Here is a 21,497-nt window from a genome sequence, read left to right as displayed (position 1 = left end):
ACGTGAGTGGCCCGTCCGTTGTGGTTGACCGGGCCCCCGACGGGTGGACGCACATCGGGGGCCCCGGCATGCACCTGCTCATCGGCCTCGACGAGGACGACGAGCGCACGCTCGCCGCGAGCGACGCGGCCGACGGTGGCGACCTCGACGACGTCGTCGAGGTGCTGACCGTCGGCGGCATGCGCAAGGCGCACCACTTCGTCGGCGTGCACTGGCAGCCGCGCACGCGCATCGTCGCCTTCGGCCCCGTCTCCGCGCTCGTGACCCTCGCCGACGGCAGCGAGCACGACGTGCGTGCCCCGAGCGCGAGGGTCTGGACCGACCTCGAGCTGCCCGACCACCCCGAGAGCGTCGTGCTGCGCGTGCTCGACGAGTCCGAGCGATCGCACCCCACCCCGCCCCAGCACCTCGTCGCCGGGGTCCCGGCGCCCTCGGACGGTCCAGCGTCCGACGGCGCACCGTCTGCAGCTGCACCGTCTGCCACGACCGCGGACGGCATCGGCAGCAGTGACCCCGTCGATGCGGGCGAGCCCTTGGCCCAAGCAGTTTCGACGAACGCCCCCTCGTCTGCAGACCTCGCTGATGCGGACGACGAACCCGCTCCGGTGGCCGCCGTGGACACCTCGACCTCGGCGGCCGGCGAGCCGCCGTCGCCGGCCCCGGTCCCCTCCATCCCGACCTTCAGCGGTGCCGCGGCCACCGACGGCACCGTTGCGGCAGCCGGATCGAACTCGTCGACCTGGGGTCGCAGCTGGGCGCGACGAGACGAGACGCCCACGCCGTCGAGCGAGGTCGCTGGCCCCAGGGTGGAATCAGACCCCACGCCAACGGATTCCGCACCCGAAGCGATCAAGTCCGTAGTCTCGCAACCGAACCCGAGCAGCGTCCCGGCGCTCAGGTCGTGGGGCTCGGTCTCGCCGACAGCACCTGTTCGGGCCGCCACCCCGGCGCCGTCCAGCGCAGAAACAATCTCCGCGACGGCTGAAAACCCCTCGGACGCAGCCGAACCCATCCCTTCTCAGGTCGAGGTCGCGCCGCCGGAGAGACCGTCTGCGCCGGAGCCTGTGCCGTCGGTGGCGGCACCAGCACCCGATGCGCCGGTCGCGACCGACCTGCCGTCCGCGCCGCAGCGGGACGTCGACTCGACGTGGGCTGCACGTCCTGTCCCCGACGCCGATGCGCCGACCACGCAGGCACCGCTGGAGCCACGGGTCACGCCCGCTCCGCCCACCCGCCCGGGTCGGGTCGCGCAGACGGCTCCGCCATCCACCAACGGCTCGACCGCGCGGCCAGAGGCAGAGCCCGGCGGCGACGGTGCCGGTGAGCCGGCAGCGCCGAGCTACGACTACCTCTTCGGGCACACGACCGCAGCGGACGAGCACCGCAAGGTCCTCGCCCAGCTGACCGCGCCCACCGACGAGGACGGCGCGAACGACGACGACGAGGTGCTATCGGTCCCCACCGTCGCCGACACCTCCGACGCGGCCGTCACGAATGCCGCGCCCGCGCCGGAGGTGCCCGAGCGACCTGTCCCGTCGGCCCCACAGGTCCCCGACGGGGGTCTGATCTCCTCCGTTCCGTGGGCGAGCTCTTCGGCACCGGCCGCACCCAAGCAGGATGACGAGGTGCCGGCGTTCTCCGGCAGGCACACGCCGCCGGCGGCCCCGAGCCTGCTGCCCCCGCTCCACACGCCGCCTCCCGGCGCCCGCGCGCCCGAGGCGACGCCGCTGATCTCGACCGGCCCGCCTCCCGCGCCTCGCGACGTCGAATCCGTGTCGGACCAGCCGGACAGCTGGGCGGCGCCGCACGCGACCCCGTTGCTGCGCACGCCACCGACGGTGCCGATCGCGACGACGCCTCCGGTGCCCGGGCCTTCGGCTCCGGCACCGTCGACAGCCGTCGCGGAGCCGTCGTTCGACGTGCCCCTCGATGGTCCGCCGGCCGCTGCTGCAAACCCTTCGCCTACAACGGCGCCCGCGCCCGTCGAGCCGGCGCACCCGGCCGCGCAGGCCGCGTACGCAAGCGAGGCCGACGAGGCACACGTGTCGGACGACGTCGACGAGAGCGAGCTCACGGTCGACCGCAGCGCCCTCCTCGAGGCGCGCAACGCCGCGCAGAACCAGACCTTCTCCGGGCCGAGCGTGCTCGCGGTGCTGTGCTCCGCCGGCCACCCCACGCCACCGCACAGCGACCGGTGCCGCGTCTGCGCAGCCGGCATCCCACCGCAGGAGCCGTTCACCATGCCGAGGCCGCCGCTCGGCGTCCTGCGCCTGTCGACCGGTGACGTCGTGACGCTCGACCGCAGCGTCCTGCTCGGCCGTGCCCCCAAGCTCGGCGACGGCCTCGCGGCACACGACCGGCCGCACGTGGTCAAGGTGCCGAGTCCCGAGCGCGACGTCTCGCGCAACCACGTCGAGGTGATCCTCGAGGGCTGGCACGTCCTCATCCGCGACCTCGGCACGACGAACGGCACGACCGTCACCCTCCCGGGCGAGGCACCGGTCCGCCTGCGCGCCAACGACCAGCAGGTCCTCGAGCCGGGTTCGCTCGTGTCGATGGCCGACGAGGTCTCCTTCACCTTCGAGGCCGCCCCGTGACCACGCGTACGACCGTCTCGACAGCGAACCCGCAGCGGGTCCAAGGGGGTTCGTCGTGAAGAAGGGCGCACCCCCCAAGATCCCGGGCCTCGTCTTCGTCCAGCCGCTCGGCTCGGGCGGCTACGCCGACGTCTACCTCTACGAGCAGCAGAGCCCCCGCATGCCGGTGGCGGTCAAGGTGCTCAAGTCCGAGGGGCTGACCGACTCGCTGCGACAGCAGTTCGTCGAGGAAGCCGACACGATGGCCGCCCTCGGCGACCATCCGTACATCGTCCAGGTCTTCCGCTCCGGCACGTCCGACGACGGTCGCCCCTACCTCGTCATGAAGTACTACCCGCCGCCCAACCTCGCCATGCGGGCACGGGCCGAGCGGTTCTCGGTCGAGGACGTCCTGCGCACCGGCATCCAGCTCTCGAGCGCCGTCGAGACCGCCCACCGGGCCCACATCACGCACCGCGACATCAAGCCGGCCAACGTGCTCATCAGCGCCTACGGTGCGCCGGGCCTCACCGACTTCGGCATCGCCGGCCGCGGCGCCCGCGACGGCGAGGTCGAGGTCGAGACCACCGATGACGTCGGCGTCTCCGTCCCGTGGGCGCCGCCCGAGGTCCTCTATGGCCAGAGCAACGGCGACGAGCGTTCCGACGTCTACTCGCTCGCGGCCACGCTGTGGCAGCTGCTCGTGGGCCGGTCGCCGTTCGAGGTCCCCGGCGGCGACAACTCCGCGTATGCGTTGATGCCGCGCATCCGCAGCACCGCACCCCCGCGCACGGGCCGCCAGGACGTGCCGGCGGGTCTCGAGCGCCTGCTGGCCCAGGCGATGGCCAAGGACTCGGCGCACCGCCCGACGTCGGCGCTCGAGTTCGCCCGCGCCCTCCAGGCCGTCGAGCAGCAGCAGCGTCTCGCGCGCACGCCGATCGTCGTGCTCGACGAGCAGGGCCACACCACCCTCGTCAGCCAGACCCAGGGCTCGCCCACCGGGCGCGGCGGCGACGAGGACGACCGCACCCGCATCAAGGCCCCGCAGACCGTCGTCGCGCAGCCGGCAGCGCCATCGCCTTCGTCATCGTCGACGCTCGACGATGAGACACGCCGCCGCTCGGAGGCCGATGGGCAGCGGTGGTCACCGGCCCCCGTGCCCAGCCCCACGCGTACGTCCGGGGGTGCTGCGGTGCGCGCCACCGCCGTCACCGACCCGGTCTCGAGCCCCACGACGCCGCTCGGGGCTGACGGGTCCGACGAGGCGACCGTACGCCGTGCTGCGAGCACGGTTGGCACACAAGCAGATCCAGCGCCCGCACCACCAGCATCGTCGCCTCTGGGGAAGCCCGGGTTGCTGTGGGGCCTGGTGGCGGGGTTCGTGGTGCTGCTCGGTCTCGTCGTGTTCCTCGTGGTCCGCCCGGGCGCCGACGACCCCGTCGCCACCCCGACACCGAGCGCGACCGTCTCGATGCCGGGCGACGACAGCGCCATCGGTGACGGCGTCTTCGACAAGCCCAACGTCACGGCGAAGTCGGGCGTCGGCAGCGTCAGCTTCACGTGGAGCTACCCGCAACCCGACACCTCGGACACCTTCCGGGTGTCCTACGGCGCCTCGGTCTCCGATGCGGGGAACCCCGACGTCGCGAAGCGCGTCTCGGTCACGACCCGCAGCTACAAGGTCAGGGCCGCCAAGGGCACGAAGGTGTGCGCGACGGTGCGCGTCTCCCGGTCGGGGCAGGTCTCCCCGGGCTCGGACGTCCAGTGCGAGACCGCGCAGTGAGGCGCGGGCCCGCAGGGCGGCTGAGTATGCCGGCGGGTGGACATCGACCGGGCGGGGCGGCAGCCTCGACCCAGACCTCTGCAAACCACCACAGACTTCCGTAACGTCGCACGGCCGGACATCGTTGACCGCGAGTGCCGGCAGGCGTGCGCCTCGACAGGGATTAGGGGACCTGATCGTGATCCACAGCAAGGTGAGCGTCGTGTTCTGCGGCGAGGAGTACTCCGTGTCCGCCGACACCGGTCTCACCATCGGCCGCACCGGCGACGTCGAGGTCGACGACAACCCCTATCTGCACCGCAGCTTCCTGCTCGTCTCGTTCGAGAACGGCTTCTGGTGGCTCAGCAACACCGGCTCGACGCTGACTGCGACCGTCGCCGACGAGCAGGGACTCTTCCAGGCCTGGCTCAACCCCGGCGCCAAGATCCCGCTCGCGATGCGCAAGCTCATCGTCTGGTTCACCGCCGGCCCGACCACCTACGACTTCGAGATCCACGTCGCGAGCCCGGCGTTCAAGTCCGTGACGACCGACGCCCCGGCCGAGCCGGGCGACGGCGACGAGGTCGGCGCCGCGACCGTCGGCCGCGTCTCGCTGACGCCCGACCAGAAGCTGCTCATCATCGCCCTGTGCGAGCCGTTCCTCCGCCGGCGTGAAGCGGGTACGAACCAGATTCCCTCCTCGGCTGCAGCGGCCGAACGCCTCGGCTGGACCATCACCCGCTTCAACCGCAAGCTCGACAACGTCTGCCAGAAGTTGGCCGACGCCGGCACCAGGGGCCTCCACGGTGGGGTGGGCAAGCTCGCCACCAACCGCAAGTCCCGCCTCGTCGAGCACGCGCTCTCGACCAAGCTCGTCACCGAGGACGACCTCGCCCTCATCGACGACCCGGCCGACCCGGCCGAACCAGCCGAACCAGCCGCCCCGGGTGGCCACACCGCACCGGACCACACGCCACGCACCGAAGAGAACAGGTCCGGCCGGCTGGCCGCGACCGAACAGGGGATCGCATGAGCACCGCCGCCACCAAGCGACGGATCGGGATCATCTCCACCGTCGTCGTCGCCCTCGTCGCGAGCCTGCTCGTCTGGCTCGCGACCCGCAGCGACGGCGAGATCGTCCGCAAGGCCGACCTCAACGACGGCGGCGTCTGGGTGACCAACTCCGAGCAGTCGCGCTTCGGGCGCATCAACAAGGCGGCGGGCCAGCTCGACGCCGGTGTCTACGCCGACGTGAGCGCCAGCTCGGGGCTCGACATGTTCCAGGACGGGGCGGCCGTCGTCGGTTACACGCGGGCGAGCAACCAGGTCGTCCCGATCAACCCCTCGGAGGGGACGCTCCGCACCGAGCAGGCGGTCCTGCTGCCCAAGGCGAGCACGGCGACCGGCAACCGCGTCTTCACGACCCCGCCGATCGACGTTCGTGGCGGCAGCATCGCGATGATCGACCCGGCCACCGGCGAGCTGCGCGCCCAGCGCTTCGACGAGCGGTCCGGGGTCAGCGGCCTCGACGGGCTGCAGACCCAGGCCAAGCCGCTGGCGAAGGTGGGCGGCAACGCGGCCGTGGCCGTCGGGGTCGACGGCAGCGTCTACGCGCTCTCGGCGGTGAAGGGCACGATCACCGTCCTGCGGCCCAAGGGCGCCGGCGCCTTCGACAAGCCCGTCACGACCGAGCTGAAGTTCTCCTCGAAGTCGGGGCAGGTCACGGCCGTCGGCACGCACTGGGTCGTGTGGGACTCGGGCACGGGCAAGCTCTACTCCGACGCGCTGGCCGAGCCTCAGCAGCTGTCGGTGGGCAGCGCCGAACCGGGCAACCCCGCCTTCGCTGCGCTGCAGCAGCCGGGGCCCGACGCTGCCTCGGTGCTCATCCAGGACGAGTCGCAGCTGGCGCAGGTGTCGCTCACCGGTGACAGCCCGACCACCGGCGGCGTCAAGCTCGGCCAGGGCGCGCCGGGACAGCAGCTCTACCTCTCCGCCCCCGTCCGACTTGCGAGCTGCATCCACGCCGCATGGGCCGGCGCCTCGAACGTCTACTACGGCCGCAACTGCGGCTCGCCCACCGACGCCGACACCGTCGACCTCGGGGCGATGAAGAAGGGCGTACGCAGCGACGGCGTGAAGCTCCGCGTCAACCGCGGCCTCATCGTGCTCAACGACCTGGACTCCGGCGACGTGTGGGACATCGACCGCGACAAGGTCAAGATCGACAACTGGAACTCGGTCATCCCGCCGCCGCAGACCGACGACAAGAACAAGAAGAAGGACGAGAACCTCCTCGACGACCAGCAGAACCGGACGCCGCCCAAGGCGCAGCCCGACGTCATGCAGGTGCGGCCCGGGCGCACGTCGACGCTCCACGTCCTCGACAACGACTCCGACAGCCAGGGCTCGATCCTCGCGATCTCGCCCGGCGACGTCACGCAGCCCGACGTGGCCGGCATCCAGGCGACGCCGTCGGCCGACGGGCAGACCGTCCAGGTGACGGTCCCCGACGAGGTGCGCGCCGAGGGCTTCTCCTTCAGCTACACCGTCAACAACGGCACGACCGCCAAGAACGGCCGCGCCACGGCGAAGGTCACCGTCCGCATCGTCACCGACGACGTGAACTCGGCTCCCAAGCTGCGCACCGGGCAGGCTCGCCTCGCGCAGTCGTCCTACCCCGTCGTCGCGAACGGCTCCGTGCGCGTCGGCGTCGTGGCCGACTGGCGCGACGCCGAGAACGACCCGATCCAGGTGACCCCGGTCGATGTCGAGACCACCGGCGTCGACGGCTCCGGCGCCCTCACGATCAAGGCGCAGGGCCAGAAGGGCGACCAGGTCGCCAAGTACGTCGTCGACGACGGTCGTGGCGGCACCGCCCAGTCCTCGGTCAGCCTCGACGTGCTGAGCGAGGACGACACGAAGCCGGTCCGTCCGCGCACGCAGCCCGACGTCGTGCGCGCCGTCGTCGGCAAGCCCGTCCAGCTCCAGCCGCTCGGCAACGACATCGCCGGCGCCGACCCGACCGACCCCGAGGCACGGATGCGTCTCGCCCAGGCGGTCCGTGGCCCGGGCCAGCTGCGGCTCGACTCCAACCTCGACACCGGTGTCGTCACCGTGACGGGTCAGACGCCCGGCACCTCGGTCGTGACCTACACCGCACAGGTCGGAGCGGGCGTCGCCACGGGGCGCATTCGCGTCGACATCCTGCCCGACAAAGACAACGACGCGCCGCCCGTCACAACCCCCGACGCAGCCGTCGTCCGGGGCCAGACGCCCGTCATCGCCGACGTCCTGTCCAACGACTACAGCCCGCGAAGCGACGTCCTCGTCGTCCAGCGCGTCGAGACCTCGCAGGCGTGGCTCCGGGCCTCGATCGTGCAGGGCCGCTGGGTCCGGGTGCAGGCCACGGCCCCCGTCACCGGCAACGAGACCCGCCAGGGCACGGTCCGCTACACGATCTCCGACGGCACGAAGACCGCCGTCGGCGAGCTGTCCGTCGTGCAGAAGCCCGAGCCCAAGAACAAGGTCCTGCCGACCGTCGTCGACGACGTCGCCACGGTCCGCGTCGGCGACGCCGTGACGATCCCGGCGCTCGACAACGACTCGATGAGCGAGGGCATCCCGCTCAAGCTCGCCCCCGAGGTGCGGGTGCTCTCGGGCGGCGGCCAGGCCTTCGCGTCGGGCACCGTCGTGCGCTACGTCCCCGAGGTCACCCCGATGGCGGGCCCCAAGAGCGCGATCCTCGAGTACACGACCTATCCCGAAGGCCTGCGCTCGCGCGGTCAGACCGGCCGCATCACGGTCACGATCAACCCGTTGCCCGACCCGGTGAAGAGCCCCAACCAGCCGCCCCAGGCTCGCAGCTTCAGCGCCAGCGTCACGGCCGGCGACACCCTGTCGATCACGGTGCCGACGAGTGGCGTCGACCCCGACGGTGACCTGACCTTCGTCAGCGGCATCGTCGGCGACGACAACGGCCCGGTGGACCTTCGGTTCGGTCGCGTCGTCGGCTTCGGCGCGGCGACGATCCGCTACGAGGCCTACCCCCGCAGCGCCGGCACCGAGGTCATCCGCTACCAGCTGCGCGACCGGTTCGGGGGAACGAGCGACGGCTTCGTGCGCGTCGGTGTCGTCCAGCCCGGTGACCCGCAGCCGCCGGTGGCGGTCGAGGACGACGTCGTCGCCGCACCGGGCCGCACGGTCCGTGCCGACGTCCTCGCCAACGACCTCATCGCCGACGGTGACTCCGTCTCCTTCGTCGACCTCTCGTCGCTCAACGACGCCGACGTCCTCAAGCAGTTCCAGCGTCAGAAGGACGACTCCTTCAAGGTCGTCGTGCCCGAGGTGGGCCCGGCCAAGGTGCTGACCTACGGCATCACGAACGGCCTCTTCGACCCGTCCAAGTCGACCCTGACGGTGCGCGGCCAGAAGGACTTCAACAACCCGCCGACGGCTGTCGACGACACCGGGACCGCCAAGCCCGGAGAGACCTCGATCCTCGTCGACGCCCTCGCCAACGACCGCGACCTCGACGGCGACCAGGCACAGCTGAAGATCGTGAAGTTCTACGGCGACGGCGTGACGCGCGAGGGTCGCAAGCTGCGCATCGCGCTGCGTCCCCAGGCCCGCGTCGTGCCGTATGTCATCGAGGACGCCGACGGCGCCCAGGCGATGGCCCTCATCTACGTCCCGGCGGGCAACAACGGCCAGCCGTACGTCGTGGCGGGCAAGACCGTGAAGATGGGCGCCGACTCGACCGTCAAGGTGCCGCTCGGCGACTACGTCATCGACCCGCGCGGCGGCACGGTGTCGGTCACCACGCCCGACACCGTGTCGACCTCGCCCGACGAGAACCTCCAGTCCGCAGTCACGTCGGCGACAGAGCTCACGCTCACCTCGACGAACGGCTACGTCGGGCCGGCTGCACTCATGCTCGAGGTCACCAACGCCACCGGCCCCAGCGACAAGGCCGCCCAGAAGACCTACGTGACGCTGCCGGTCCAGATCGGACCCGACGTGCCCGTCCTTCGCTGCCCCGACCACGAGGTGCTGCTCGCGGCCGACGGCCCGGCGCGCACCTTCGACATCCCGCGCCTCTGCCACGCGTGGCTCCCGGACGGCCTCGCCGCCGGCACCGCGGCCTACGAGGCCACCTGGGAGCCGGCTGCCGACCGCGTCGACCTGTCGCAGGTCGGTCAGGGCGGTCGGCAGGTCGTCCTCAGGGCCCAGGCCGCCGCCCAGGCCGGCACGACCGGAGCGGTCGCGGTCAAGGCCAAGGGAGGCGCCGACACCTTCAAGATCAAGGTCCGGGTCACGAGCGCACCCCCGATCGCGACCATGCGACCCGTCACGGTCGAGGGTCTCATCGCCGGCACCAGCCGCACGGTGAACCTCGCCCAGTACCTCGACAGCCCACTGACCGCGCCGCAGTGTTCGGTCCAGTCGAGCCAGGTCGTCTCGGGCGTCGGCGTGACGGCGTCGACGAGCGGCTGCCAGCTGACGGTCACGGCGTCCGACAAGGCCCGCAACGACACCAAGGTCACCCTCCGTGTCCTCGACGCACCCGGTCGGCCGGCGGCCCTCGGCCAGGTCACCGTCACGGTCCGCAGCAAGCCCGACCCTGCCGCCGCGCCCGTGGCCGTCGCCGACCGGATCCTCGGCAGCACCGCCCGCGTCGACTGGCGCCCGCCGGCCTACGACGGCGGACTGCCCATCGCGCAGTACGAGGTCATCGGCAACGGCGGTGAGGTGCGCCAGGTGTGCACGAGCTCGCCGTGCACCCTCACCGGGCTGACCAACGGCAAGGACTACTCCTTCACCGTGCGCTCGCAGAACGCGGTCGGATGGTCCGACGAGAGCCCGAAGAGCAACACCGTCCGTCCCGACACCAAGCCGAAGGCGACGGTCATCACCAACGTCGTGCCGGGCGACCGCAAGCTGACGGTCAACTGGACGACGCCGCCCAACGAGGGCAGCGACGTCACCGACTACCGCGTCCAGTACACCGACATCGGCACCAGCGCCGGCTCGGGCGGCATCGTGCCGGTCAAGGCCCCGGCGCTGACGAAGGTGCTGACGGGCCTGATCAACAACGACGCCTACGACATCCGCGTCCAGGCCAAGAACGGCGCCGGCTGGGGCCCGTTCGGTCCCACGGTCAAGGCGCAGTCGTTCGGCAAGCCGGCAAACGTGCCGGCCCCGTCGCTCTCACCACGCACCCCGGTGCCCGGTGAGACGAACGCCCAGGTGGCGATCTCCTGGCCGGCCACCGACCCCAACGGTCCGCCGATCACCCAGTACGACGTCTACCGGCGCACTGCGGGCGGCGCGTGGAACCTCATCGCGACCCGCTCGGGTGGCGAGTCGCGGACGGCCAGCGACACGATCCCCTACGAGGGCCAGCAGGCCGAGTACACCGTCACCGCCACCAACGGCGGCCCGGCCACCTCCGACAGGGCGAACTTCTCGTCCTACGTCGCCAACGGCTACCCCGACACCCCGACGCTGCTCACGGCGTCGACACCGCGCCCCGACCAGACCATCGACGTCACCTTCCGTGTCGGGTCGGCGCATGCGGCCTCCTACGACCGCATCCACTGGACGACCGACGGCGTCACCGGCTCGTTCCCGTGCTCCGGCGGCTCCTGCCCGTCGGCCGGAACAACACGTCCGCTCGACACCACGTCGAGGACCATCGCGATTCGGGCGTGCAACTCCGCGGGCTACTGCTCGCCGATGTCCAACGCCATCCGGGTGCACCCGTACGGCCCGACGCAGGGCGTGCCCAACCTGCGCGAGACGCACGACAACAACAGCATCACGTTCTCGTGGGGCACGGCCGCCAACAACGGCCGTCCGATCACCGGCTACGAGATCGACGGAGACCGCAACACCACCGTCGGGTCGGGCACCCACTCGACGACGTTCGGCGGGCTCGGCTACTCCACGTCGCGCAAGATCCGCGTCCGGGCCATCGCCCAGGACTCGGGTCCCGGACCCTGGACCGCCTTCGTGACCGGCACGACCGACCCGAAGCCGAACCCGAAGGTGCTGAGCGTCTACAAGGGCACCGCCTGCGGCACGACGGGCTGCTTCGACCCGGCCCAGGGCAAGGAGTGCGGCACGAACTGCAACCACATCGGCTACGAGCTGCAGAACTTCGAGGGTGCCATCAGCTGCTCGGTCAGCGGGTGGTCGCTGCCCGACAACGGCTCGTCGGGCACGCATAGACCGGCGAACGGACGCAACAACTCCGGCAAGTTCCTCGGCTATCCCAACCAGTCGGTGACGGTGACCTGCACCGGCTCCAACGGACGGGACTCCGCGACCAAGAACCCATGGGGGTGACGCCGCGCACCCCCGCGGCAGCGCCGCCCCGACCCAGCCACACAGCCACACGGCATACGCCCCGAACGATGAAACACCTGACAGGAGAACGACACCCATGACGGCCACTCCCACCACCGGTCACGTCACGAACCAGATCACGCAGGAGCAGGTCACCTGGTTCGCCCACACCTTCGACCAGCTCGTCGGCAACATCGAGAAGGCCGTCCTGGGCAAGCAGCACGTGACCCGGCTCGCCCTGACCTGCCTGCTCTCCGAGGGCCACATGCTCCTCGAGGACTTCCCCGGCACCGGCAAGACGCAGCTCGCCCGCGCGCTGTCGGCGACGGTGCAGGGCACGCACAGCCGCATCCAGTTCACGCCCGACCTGCTCCCGTCGGACGTCACGGGCGTGACGATCTACGAGCCGACGAAGCAGGCGTTCGAGTTCCACCCCGGCCCGATCTTCGCGACCATCGTGCTGGCCGACGAGATCAACCGCGCCTCGCCGAAGACGCAGTCGGCGCTGCTCGAGGTCATGGAGGAGGGGCGCGTCACGATCGACGGCAAGCCGCACTCGGTCGGTGAGCCGTTCATGGTCATCGCGACGCAGAACCCCATCGAGCAGGCCGGCACGTACCGCCTGCCCGAGGCGCAGCTCGACCGCTTCCTCATGAAGGCGAGCGTCGGCTACCCCGACCACGAGGCGACGATCGCCGTCCTCGCCGATGCGAAGACCCGTGACCGCGCCAAGACGCTGAGCCCGCTCATCGCGAGCAACGTCATCGTCGAGATGAGCAAGCTCGCCGACGAGGTGCATGTCGACCCGGCGATCCTGGGCTACGTCAGCCGCATCGCCGAGGAGTCCCGCCGCCACCCGAACCTCAAGCTCGGCCTCTCGGTGCGTGGCTGCCTCGCCTACGTGCGCTGCGCGAAGACGTGGGCCGCGAGCCAGGGCCGCACCTACGTCGTCCCCGACGACATCAAGCTGCTCGCCCAGCCGGTGCTCAGCCACCGTCTGCTGCTCAATGCCGAGGCGCAGTTCGCGGGCACCACGGTCGAGCAGTGCATCGACCAGATCCTCGCCGACATCGCGCCGCCGGCCGAGCGCGCGTCGGCCTGACCGAGCCCGGCCCGCGACAGATCGCAGAAGCAAGCAAGGGGACCGCATGACCCAGCAGGACCAGGGGGCCGCGCCGTCGCGCCGCGGCGGCCGCTTCCGTATGCCGTCGCGCCGGGGAGCGTCGGCCGGTGCAGCCGCGCCCGCCGTCACCGGGGCGACGAGCCGCGGCATCCGCCAGATCACCCAGCCGATCACCCGCTCGATCGAGCAGGTGGCCGACCAGACGCAGGGGGTCTGGCGCCCGGTCGCCGGCGTGCTCCGCTGGATCTCGCCGCTGGGTTGGACGATCCTGGCGCTCGGCCTCGTCTGCTGGCTGGTCGGTGCCCGATGGGGCTGGACCGAGCTGCTCATGGTGGCTGCGGCCGCCCTCGTGCTCTTCGTCGTGTGCTTCGCCCTCGCGCTCGGACGCACGAAGGTGCGCATCCTCGCCGAGGTGGATCCTCGACGCGTCGTCGTCGGTGACCCCGCGACCGGCCGCATCCTGGTGACCAACGAGGCTCGCACGCCGATGCTGCCGATCCTCGTCGAGCTGCCCGTCGGCCTGTCGGCGGCCCGGTTCGTCCTTCCGGCTCTGACCCCGGGCAACGCCCACGAGGAGCTCTTCGTCGTCCCGACCTCGCGCCGCGGCGTCATCCAGGTCGGACCGGCGACGACCGTGCAGGGCGACCCGCTCGGCCTCATGCGCCGCACCCTGACGTGGACCGAGCGCACCGAGCTCTTCGTCCACCCGCGCACCGTCGCCCTCGAGTCGCTCGGCGCCGGCCTGCTGCGAGACCTCGAAGGGAGCACCACCGAGGACGTCTCGATGAGCGACCTCGCCTTCCACGCGCTGCGCGAGTACCAGCCGGGCGACGACCGCCGCTACATCCACTGGCGCAGCTCGGCCAAGGCCGGCCGGCTCCTCGTGCGGCAGTTCCTCGACACGCGGCGCTCCCACGTCACGGTGATCGTCGACCCAGACCCGGAGCAGTACCGCTCGGGTCACGGCAAGACCGGGCGCACCGACCGCGACGTCGAACGCGACGTCATGGCGGCCAACGCGCCGACGGCCGTCCAGGCGGACGTCGAGACGGCGATCTCGGTGGGGTCCTCGATCATGGTCCGCGTCATGCTCGACGAGCAGGACTGCACGATGGTCTGCGGTGCGCAGAAGGTCACCAAGTCGGTGCCGCAGGTCGGCCTCGACGCCATGTCGCGCGTCGAGCCGGGGCCGATCGATCTCTTCGCGGTGAGCCTCGATGCCACCGACCTCGCGCCGGACACCTCCACGGTCTTCCTCGTCACCGGCCCGCACCGACCCTTCATCGAGCTGCAGCGCGCGGCCGGGCAGTTCCCGCCCGAGGTGACGCGCGTCATCGTCGTGGTCGACCCGCTGGCCGACCACGGCCTGCGCCGCGGCGGTGGCCTCACCATCCTCACGCTGAGCGCGCTCGAGGATCTCCGTCCCCTCCTGTTCACCGGAGTCGCCCGATGAGCCAGTCCGGAATCTCCGCCCCGCCGCCGAGTGCGCTCGTTCGCCCGCCGAGCCTGCGCGAGCGCACCAGCGCCCAGCTGGCGAAGCTGCGGCCGACCGTCCCGCAGCTCGTCGACGCGGGCTTCACGGTGGCTCTCGTCGGCATCGCCCTCGTGGGCTTCCGCACGACCTTCTTCGGCCTCGGCTGGCTGTGGGTCGGTCTCGCCGGCCTGCTGATCGGCCTGCTCGTGAGCCACGCGGGGGCGGCCTTCCGCGCCTTCGGGGTCGTGACGCTGCTCGCCGTAGCCGTCTCCTACCTGCTCCTGGCCGGGCCCATCGCCGTGCGCGAGGACCTCGTCGCCGGGTTCCTGCCTTCGGGGTCGACGTTCGCGACCCTCGTGCACATGGCGGTCCCGGGCTGGAAGGAGCTGCTCACGGCCCTGCCACCGGTGGACTCCGAGGGCCCGTACATGGCGCTGCCGTTTCTCTTCGGCCTCGTCGGCGCCGCCCTGACGTTCGGTGTCGCGCGTCGCTGGCCCGGTGCCGTCCTCGCGCTCGTCGCGCCGGTCGCGCTGCTGGTCGCCTCGATCGTGCTCGGCACGCCGACCCCGGCCGCCGTGCTCCTCCAGGGCGCGGTCTTCGCCCTCGTGGCCATCGGCTGGACGGCCCTGCGCAGCAACCGCAACCGCCCGGCGCTGCAGAACGGCGCGGGCCGCACCACCCGCGCCCTGACGACGGCGGCCCTGCTCGCCGTCGCGACCGTGGGCGGCTTCTTCGTCGGGCCGATGCTTCCCGGCGCTGACCACAGCCGCACCGTCTTCCGCTCCTCACTCACCCCACCGTTCGACGTGAGCCAGTACGCCTCACCGCTCGCGGGCTTCCGCCAGTACACCGAGCCCAACGGGGCGAAGCAGTTCGACAAGACACTGCTCACCGTCAAGGGCCTTCCCGCCAACGTGCCGCTGCGGTTCGCGGCGCTCGACTCCTACGACGGGTTCGTCTGGGGCGCCGGCAACTTCGCGAACCTCGGCGACGGTCCGGTCCCCGAGGGCACGAGCTTCCGCAAGGTCGGCACCCACATCGGCGCCGAGGGTCCCGGCCAGGAGGTCACGGCCACCGTGTCGGTGCCCGCGGGCGGCTACAGCGACGTGTGGCTGCCCACGTTCGGCACGGTCACCGGGGTCGACTTCGGCGGGACGCGCCGCGACCAGCTCTCCGACGACCTGCGCTTCAACATCGACACCAACACCGGCGTGCTCCCCGTGAAGCTCGGCGCTGGTGACGAGTACACCGTCAGCGCCTTCGTCCAGGCCCCGCCCACGGACCTGCCCAAGACCGTCGACGTCGCCGACGGCTCGACCGTCGACGCGTCGGCGCTGACGTTCCTCGACGACAAGGTGACGCCGTGGACCGACCGCGTCGACGGCCAGTGGGAGAAGGTCGCGGCCGTCGCCAAGGCCCTCCAGGACGGTGCCTACACCGACGGTGGAACGCCCGGCGACTACCAGAACGTCTTCCTCCCCGGCCACAGCCTGCTGAGGATGAGCCAGTTCATGAAGTCGACCCAGCTGGCCGGCAACGACGAGCAGTACGCCGCCGCGTACGCGCTCGTCGCCAACCGGCTCGGTGTCCCGGCCCGCGTCGTGCTGGGTGCGATCCCCGAGGCCGGTGGAGTCGTCAAGGGCAAGGATGTCCGCGCGTGGGTCGAGGTCAAGCTCGCCGACGACTCGTGGATGCCGATCCTGGCCACCCAGTTCGTGCCCGAGCGCAACAAGAAGCCGCAGCAGCTGATCCGCAAGTCGGAGGAGAAGAAGACCGGCGCGCAGGTGCCGCCACCCGCGGCGAACAACCCGCCGAGCGTGCTCCAGGGGCCTGACCAGGCGCAGAACGCGACGCAGTTGCGCAACCCGCCGAAGGACGACAACCCCCTCAACCCCGACAACTGGCCGGACTGGCTGCGCTGGCTCATCTTCTACGTGCTGATCCCGCTCGCGGTCCTGCTCCTGGTCTACGGCGTGATCCGCGGGACCAAGTGGCTGCGTCGACGTCGTCGGCGCACGACAGGTGAAACGGCCGCGCGTGTCACCGGTGGCTGGCGCGAGATCATCGACACCGCGCGTGACCTGCGGATGCCGTTGCCCGCCAAGGGAACCCGCCTGGAGCAGGCCCGCGCGCTCGAGCTGCACGTCGACGGCCCCCCGCCGTCCAAGCCCAGCGTCGTCGTCGACGGCGCCCTCATGGGCGCCCCCACGTCGAGTGCTCACCTTTCCCCCGACCCGGCGACGGCCACCCAACCTCCTGACGAGGTGAGAGTGAGCACTCGACCTCTGGCGCTCGTGCCGGTCGCCGCGGCCGCCAACGGGCACGTCTTCGACGTCGACGAGCCGAGCCCCGAGGAGGTTGCGGCCTTCTGGGCCGACGTCGACACCGCACGTCGCCGGCTGCGATCCGGCCAGTCCTTCTGGCAGCGCCTGAGGGCCGACGTCTCGCTGCGCACCTTCCGTGACCACCTACCGACCGGATCGGGTCTCGGCCCCGCCGCGCGCCGCACCTCACGCGGCCAGGGCAGGTCCGAACCGAACCGGAGACGCGGCCGCACCACGAAAGCCGGCGTCGGCACGGTCGCCCCCGGTGACACCAGGGCGAGCCGCCGCGCGCCCGGACGGGCGAGCAGGACCAAGGCAGGCACGGCAGGCACGGCAGGCACGGCAGGCACGGCAGGCAAGAAGGGTGACGCGTGAAGCTGAAGTTCGTCCTCCGGTCCGGTGACCGGGAGACCGATCTCGTCGCGACCACCGACTCGGCCACGACCGTGGGCGACCTCGCGGGCTTCCTCGCGGCCGCCGACCCGAACCGGTCGAGCGTGCTCGGGGTCGACGCACCGATGACGCTGGCCCTCGTCGACCAGGACATGCGCGGCCTCGACCCGCGGGCGACGGTCGCCGAGAGCGGGCTCCAGTCGGGCATGCGCGTCTCGGTGACGCGCGCCGGCGAGGGCTTCGTCGACCGCGGCCGCCCGGCCGCCGTCGCCTACATCCGGTCGGGCCCCGACGCGGGCAAGGAGTTCCCGCTCGCCCGCGGCACGGCATACGTCGGCCGTGGGCGCGGCTGCGAGGTCCAGCTGAGCGACGAGTCCGTGTCGCGCAAGCACGCCAAGCTCGTCATCCAGGAGGTCGTCGAGGTCGTCGACCTCGGTTCGGCCAACGGCATCACCGCGGGCGGGCAGCAGGTGGCGCGCGCCCACCTCAAGAGCGGCGACGTCGTGCGCCTCGGCGACACCGAGCTCGAGGTGCACGTGCAGGGCGACGGCGTGGTGAGCCGCCCCGGCAGCGGGGTCCTCTCCGGCGACGCAGGCACCGTGGCGTTCTCGCGATCACCGCGCGTCGCGCCGCTCTTCAAGGGCCAGGAGTTCCAGGTCCCCGACCTGCCCGAGCGCGGCAAGATCCAGCCGATGCCGCTCGTGGCCATGGTCGTGCCGCTGCTCATGGGCATCGTGATGTACCTCATCACCCGGAGCGCCTTCTCGATCATCTTCATGCTGATGATGCCGATGATGATGGCCGGCACCTACTACGAGGCGCGGCGCCAGCAGAAGAAGGACTTCGCTCAGGCGATGGTCGACTTCAAGGAGGACCTCGGCCTGCTCTCGCAGCGCATCCGCGGCTCCCTCGAGGTCGAGGGCCAGGTCCGCCGGGGCGAGCACCCGAGCGGGGCCGAGTGCCTCGTCGCGGTGCGCGACCGCAGTGCCCTGCTCTGGACCCGACGACGTGACGTGCCCGGCTACGCCGAGCTGCGGCTCGGCCTCGGCACCCTGCCGTCGCGGTCGGCCATCAAGATGCCGGCCGTGGGCCGGTCCAAGGCCGAGGCCTGGCTCGAGGTGTCCGAGCAGCTGCGCGGGCTCGAGGTGCTGCCCGACGTCCCCGTCGTCGCAACTCCCCTCTCGGACGGCGCCATCGGCGTCGCCGGCCAGCGCGCCAACGCCCTCGGGGCGGCGCGGTCCGTCGTGCTCCAGACCGCCGCCCTGCACTCGCCGGCCGAGCTCGCGGTCTGCGCGTTCGCATCGGGCAGCTCGGCGCGCGACTGGGACTTCCTCAAGTGGCTGCCGCACACGACGTCGCCCCACAGCCCCATCGGCACCGGTCACCTCGCCGCCAGCGCCCCCGCCTGCTCCGCGCTCGCCGACGCGCTCGAGGACATCGTCGACGCGAAGGGCTCCCCGAGCGACCGGGAGGCCGCCACGGCCAGCCGTCCCACGGTCCTCGTGCTCGTCGAGGGCGACGCCCCGATCGACCGCAGCCGCCTCGTCGCGATCGCCGAGCGAGGCCATCGGCACGGCGTCGTCGTGGTGTGGGTCGCCGAGACGCAGCAGCTGCTGCCCGCCGCCTGCCACACCTTCCTCGTCGTCAGCGAGGACGAGAGCTCGCTGGCCGGCTACGTCCAGGCGGGCGAGCAGGTGCAGCCGGTCGCCGTCGACCGGGTCGGCTACGACGAGGCGATGGCCTTCGCGCGCATGCTCGCGCCGGTCGTCGACGCGGGCGTGCCCGTCGATGACGCGAGCGACCTGCCGCGCGCGGTCTCGCTGCTCACCCTGGCCGGCACCGACCTGGCCAGCTCCGAGGAGGCCGTCATCGAGAAGTGGGGCGAGTCGCGCTCGATCCTCACCGGCCCGTACGCCCCGGCCGTGCTGCCCCGCAAGCCCGGCAACCTGCGCGCCATCGTCGGGCAGTCGAGCCAAGGCACCTTCTCGGTCGACATCCGCTCCGACGGCCCGCACGCTCTCGTCGGCGGCACCACGGGCGCCGGCAAGTCCGAGCTGCTGCAGGCGTGGATCCTGGGCATGGCCGCCGCCCACTCGCCGCAGCGGGTCACCTTCCTGCTCGTCGACTACAAGGGCGGCTCGGCCTTTCGCGACTGCGTCAAGCTGCCGCACACCGTCGGCCTCGTCACCGACCTGTCGCCGCACCTGGTCCGGCGGGCGCTCGCCTCCCTGGCCGCCGAGCTGCACTACCGCGAGCACCTGCTCGCCCGGCACAAGGCCAAGGACCTGCTCGAGCTCGAGCGGCGCGGCGAGGTCGAGGCCCCGCCGTCGCTCATCCTCGTCGTCGACGAGTTCGCCGCCCTCGTGCAGGAGGTGCCCGAGTTCGTCGACGGCGTGGTCAACGTCGCGCAGCGCGGTCGCTCGCTCGGCCTGCACCTCATCCTCGCCACGCAGCGCCCGGCCGGTGTCATCAAGGACAACCTCCGCGCCAACACCAACCTGCGCATGGCGCTGCGGATGGCCGACGAGAACGACTCCGACGACGTGCTCGGCAGCAAGGAGGCCGCGTTCTTCGACCCGTCGTTGCCCGGTCGCGCCGTGTCCAAGACCGGTCCGGGACGGCTCGTCCCCTTCCAGACGGGGTATGCCGGCGGGTGGACGTCCGACGTGCCGCCGCCCCCCGACATGAAGGTCGAGACGCTGACGTTCGGCTCCGGTGTCGAGTGGGAGCCGCCGCGTGCCGAGGGCAGCGACGACGCCGTCGACCTCGGTCCGACCGACATCCAGCGCCTCGTGGCCAGCCTCGGCCGCGCCGCCCGGATGGCCGAGCTGCCGAAGCCGCGCAAGCCGTGGCTGCCCGACATGCGCCCCGTCTACGACCTCGCCACCCTGCCGACCCAACGCCGCGACGACGAGCTCGTCTTCGGTGTCGCCGACGACCCCGACAACCAGGCCCAGCCCGAGGTCGCGTTCCGCCCCGACAAGGAGGGCAACATCGCGATCTACGGGACGTCGGGCTCGGGCAAGTCGGTGTTCCTCCGCTCGATGGCGGTCGCGGCCGGCTACACCGTGCGCGGTGGCCCCTGCCACGTCTACGGCCTCGACTTCGGCAACCGCGGACTCGCGATGCTCGAGACGCTGCCCCACGTCGGCTCGATCGTGCCCGGTGGCGACCACGAGCGGGTCACGAGGCTGCTGCGCATGCTTCGATCGACGATCGACGAGCGCGCCAGCCGCTACTCGGCTGTGAGCGCCGCGACGATCACCGACTACCGCCGCCTGTCCGGCCGCGCCGACGAGCCGCGCATGATCGTGCTCATCGACGGCATGACCGCGTTCCGACAGGCGTACGAGGTGGGCGGTCGCTTCCAGTGGCTCGACCTGCTCGCCGGTCTCGCGGCCGACGGCCGCCCGGTCGGCGTGCACTTCATCATCGCGAGCGACCAGCGCACCGGCCTGCCGACCAACCTCGCCGCCGCGGTGCAGGGCCGGATCATCCTGCGCATGAGCAACCTCGACGACTACTCCGTTTTCGGCGTGCCGGGTGACGTGCTCACGATGGCCTCCCCGCCCGGGCGCGGGCTCATGTCCGGCTCGGAGGTGCAGGTCGCGGTGCTCGGCGGCTCGTCCGACGTCACGGTCCAGGCGGCCGCGATCGAGGCCTTCGCCGACGCCACCCGCAAGGCCGGCGTCAGCCAGGCCCCGCCCATCGAGAGCCTCGCCGAGGACATCCCGCTGGGCGACCTGCCGTCGGAGTTCGGCGGCCGTCCCGTCGTAGGCGTCGCGTCCAGCTCGCTCGAGCCGCACGGCTTCGACCCGAAGGGCACGTTCATCATCACCGGTCCCTCCGGGTCGGGTCGCACGACGGCCGTCGCGGCCACCGCTGCCGCGCTGTTCCGGTTCAGCTCGGCCTCGGCCCTCTACCTCATGACGCCCCGGCGCAGCTCCGAGCTGCTCGACCTCGGCATCTGGACCGAGACGGCCGTCGGCGCCGGCCCCACCTCGGCCCTGGCGATGCGCCTGGCCGAGGAGATCGAGGAGGGCCGCATCACGCGCCCGGTCGCGGTCTTCGTCGAGCGCATCGACGACCTCGCACCTTCGGGGGCCGAGAACTCCCTGACCACCCTCGCCAAGGCGTGCGTCGACAACGACCAGCTCGTCGTGGCCGAGGGCGAGGCCGCGTTCTTCAGCAGCAACTTCGGGCTCCAGGCGCTGCTCAAGACCTCACGGTCGGGTCTGGCCCTGCACCCCGACGGCAACGAGGGCCTCTCCGTCTTCAAGGCCAACCTGCCCGCGCTCAACCGCGCCGAGCTGCCGCCGGGCCGCGGTTTCATCATCGAGAAGGGCAAGTTCGAGCTGCTCCAGGTGGCCCACCCGTGAGGTGCTCGACAGCTCCAGAAGCATTGCTGCACAAGGGAGCTCGACGGGCCCTGCGGCATACGCAAGCAGTGGTGCGCAGGCCGGGGAGGTCATGGGGAGTCCTCCCCATCGACACCCCT

Annotated in this window: 8 protein-coding genes; all 8 read left to right on the top strand. The window is 71.7% G+C overall.

Annotated elements, in window-relative coordinates; all coding sequences use genetic code 11:
- The first annotated feature begins 2 nt into the window (after window positions 1-2).
- The 8 genes from AC1DE0_RS06705 to AC1DE0_RS06670 all read left to right on the top strand — a co-directional run bounded on the left by AC1DE0_RS06705 (window position 3) and on the right by AC1DE0_RS06670 (window position 21,378).
- Window positions 3-2,597, top strand: coding sequence for an FHA domain-containing protein (locus AC1DE0_RS06705; RefSeq protein ID WP_478098482.1), 2,595 nt, complete (start codon window positions 3-5; stop codon window positions 2,595-2,597).
- Window positions 2,598-2,652: 55 nt separating this feature from the next.
- Window positions 2,653-4,359 carry a serine/threonine-protein kinase gene (locus AC1DE0_RS06700; protein ID WP_478098480.1) on the top strand — a complete coding sequence of 569 codons (1,707 nt, stop codon included), beginning with the start codon at window positions 2,653-2,655 and terminating at the stop codon, window positions 4,357-4,359.
- 178 nt (window positions 4,360-4,537) lie between these two features.
- Complete coding sequence (locus AC1DE0_RS06695; protein WP_478098478.1) at window positions 4,538-5,371, top strand: hypothetical protein; 834 nt, start codon at window positions 4,538-4,540, stop codon at window positions 5,369-5,371.
- The gene (locus tag AC1DE0_RS06690; protein ID WP_478098475.1) at window positions 5,368-11,685 is read left to right on the top strand and encodes an Ig-like domain-containing protein; all 6,318 of its coding nucleotides are present in this window, start codon (window positions 5,368-5,370) and stop codon (window positions 11,683-11,685) included. The genes AC1DE0_RS06695 and AC1DE0_RS06690 overlap by 4 nt, the downstream gene beginning before the upstream one ends.
- Window positions 11,686-11,782: 97 nt before the next feature.
- On the top strand, window positions 11,783-12,787 hold the full coding sequence (locus tag AC1DE0_RS06685) for an AAA family ATPase (RefSeq protein WP_478098473.1): 1,005 nt from the start codon (window positions 11,783-11,785) through the stop codon (window positions 12,785-12,787).
- 46 nt (window positions 12,788-12,833) lie between these two features.
- A complete protein-coding gene (locus tag AC1DE0_RS06680) occupies window positions 12,834-14,261 on the top strand; it encodes a DUF58 domain-containing protein (RefSeq protein ID WP_478098471.1) in 1,428 nt (475 codons plus the stop codon).
- Complete coding sequence (locus tag AC1DE0_RS06675; RefSeq protein ID WP_478098469.1) at window positions 14,258-16,981, top strand: transglutaminaseTgpA domain-containing protein; 2,724 nt, start codon at window positions 14,258-14,260, stop codon at window positions 16,979-16,981. The genes AC1DE0_RS06680 and AC1DE0_RS06675 overlap by 4 nt, the downstream gene beginning before the upstream one ends.
- Window positions 16,978-21,378 (top strand): FtsK/SpoIIIE domain-containing protein, encoded by a 4,401-nt coding sequence (locus AC1DE0_RS06670; RefSeq protein WP_478098467.1) that lies wholly within the window; start codon window positions 16,978-16,980, stop codon window positions 21,376-21,378. Before AC1DE0_RS06675 ends, AC1DE0_RS06670 begins: the two co-directional genes overlap by 4 nt.
- Window positions 21,379-21,497 lie beyond the last annotated feature (119 nt).

It is taken from the genome of Terrabacter sp. 05T424, from assembly GCF_056396225.1.
This window is presented reverse-complemented; position numbering and strand designations above follow the sequence as displayed.

What these genes read in the sequence shown, in the direction of transcription:
- AC1DE0_RS06690 (WP_478098475.1), top strand. Translation starts at nt 5,368, where the DNA reads ATGAGCACCGCCGCCACCAAGCGACGGATCGGGATCATCTCCACCGTC.
- AC1DE0_RS06685 (WP_478098473.1), top strand. Translation starts at nt 11,783, where the DNA reads ATGACGGCCACTCCCACCACCGGTCACGTCACGAACCAGATCACGCAG.
- AC1DE0_RS06680 (WP_478098471.1), top strand. Translation starts at nt 12,834, where the DNA reads ATGACCCAGCAGGACCAGGGGGCCGCGCCGTCGCGCCGCGGCGGCCGC.
- AC1DE0_RS06675 (WP_478098469.1), top strand. Translation starts at nt 14,258, where the DNA reads ATGAGCCAGTCCGGAATCTCCGCCCCGCCGCCGAGTGCGCTCGTTCGC.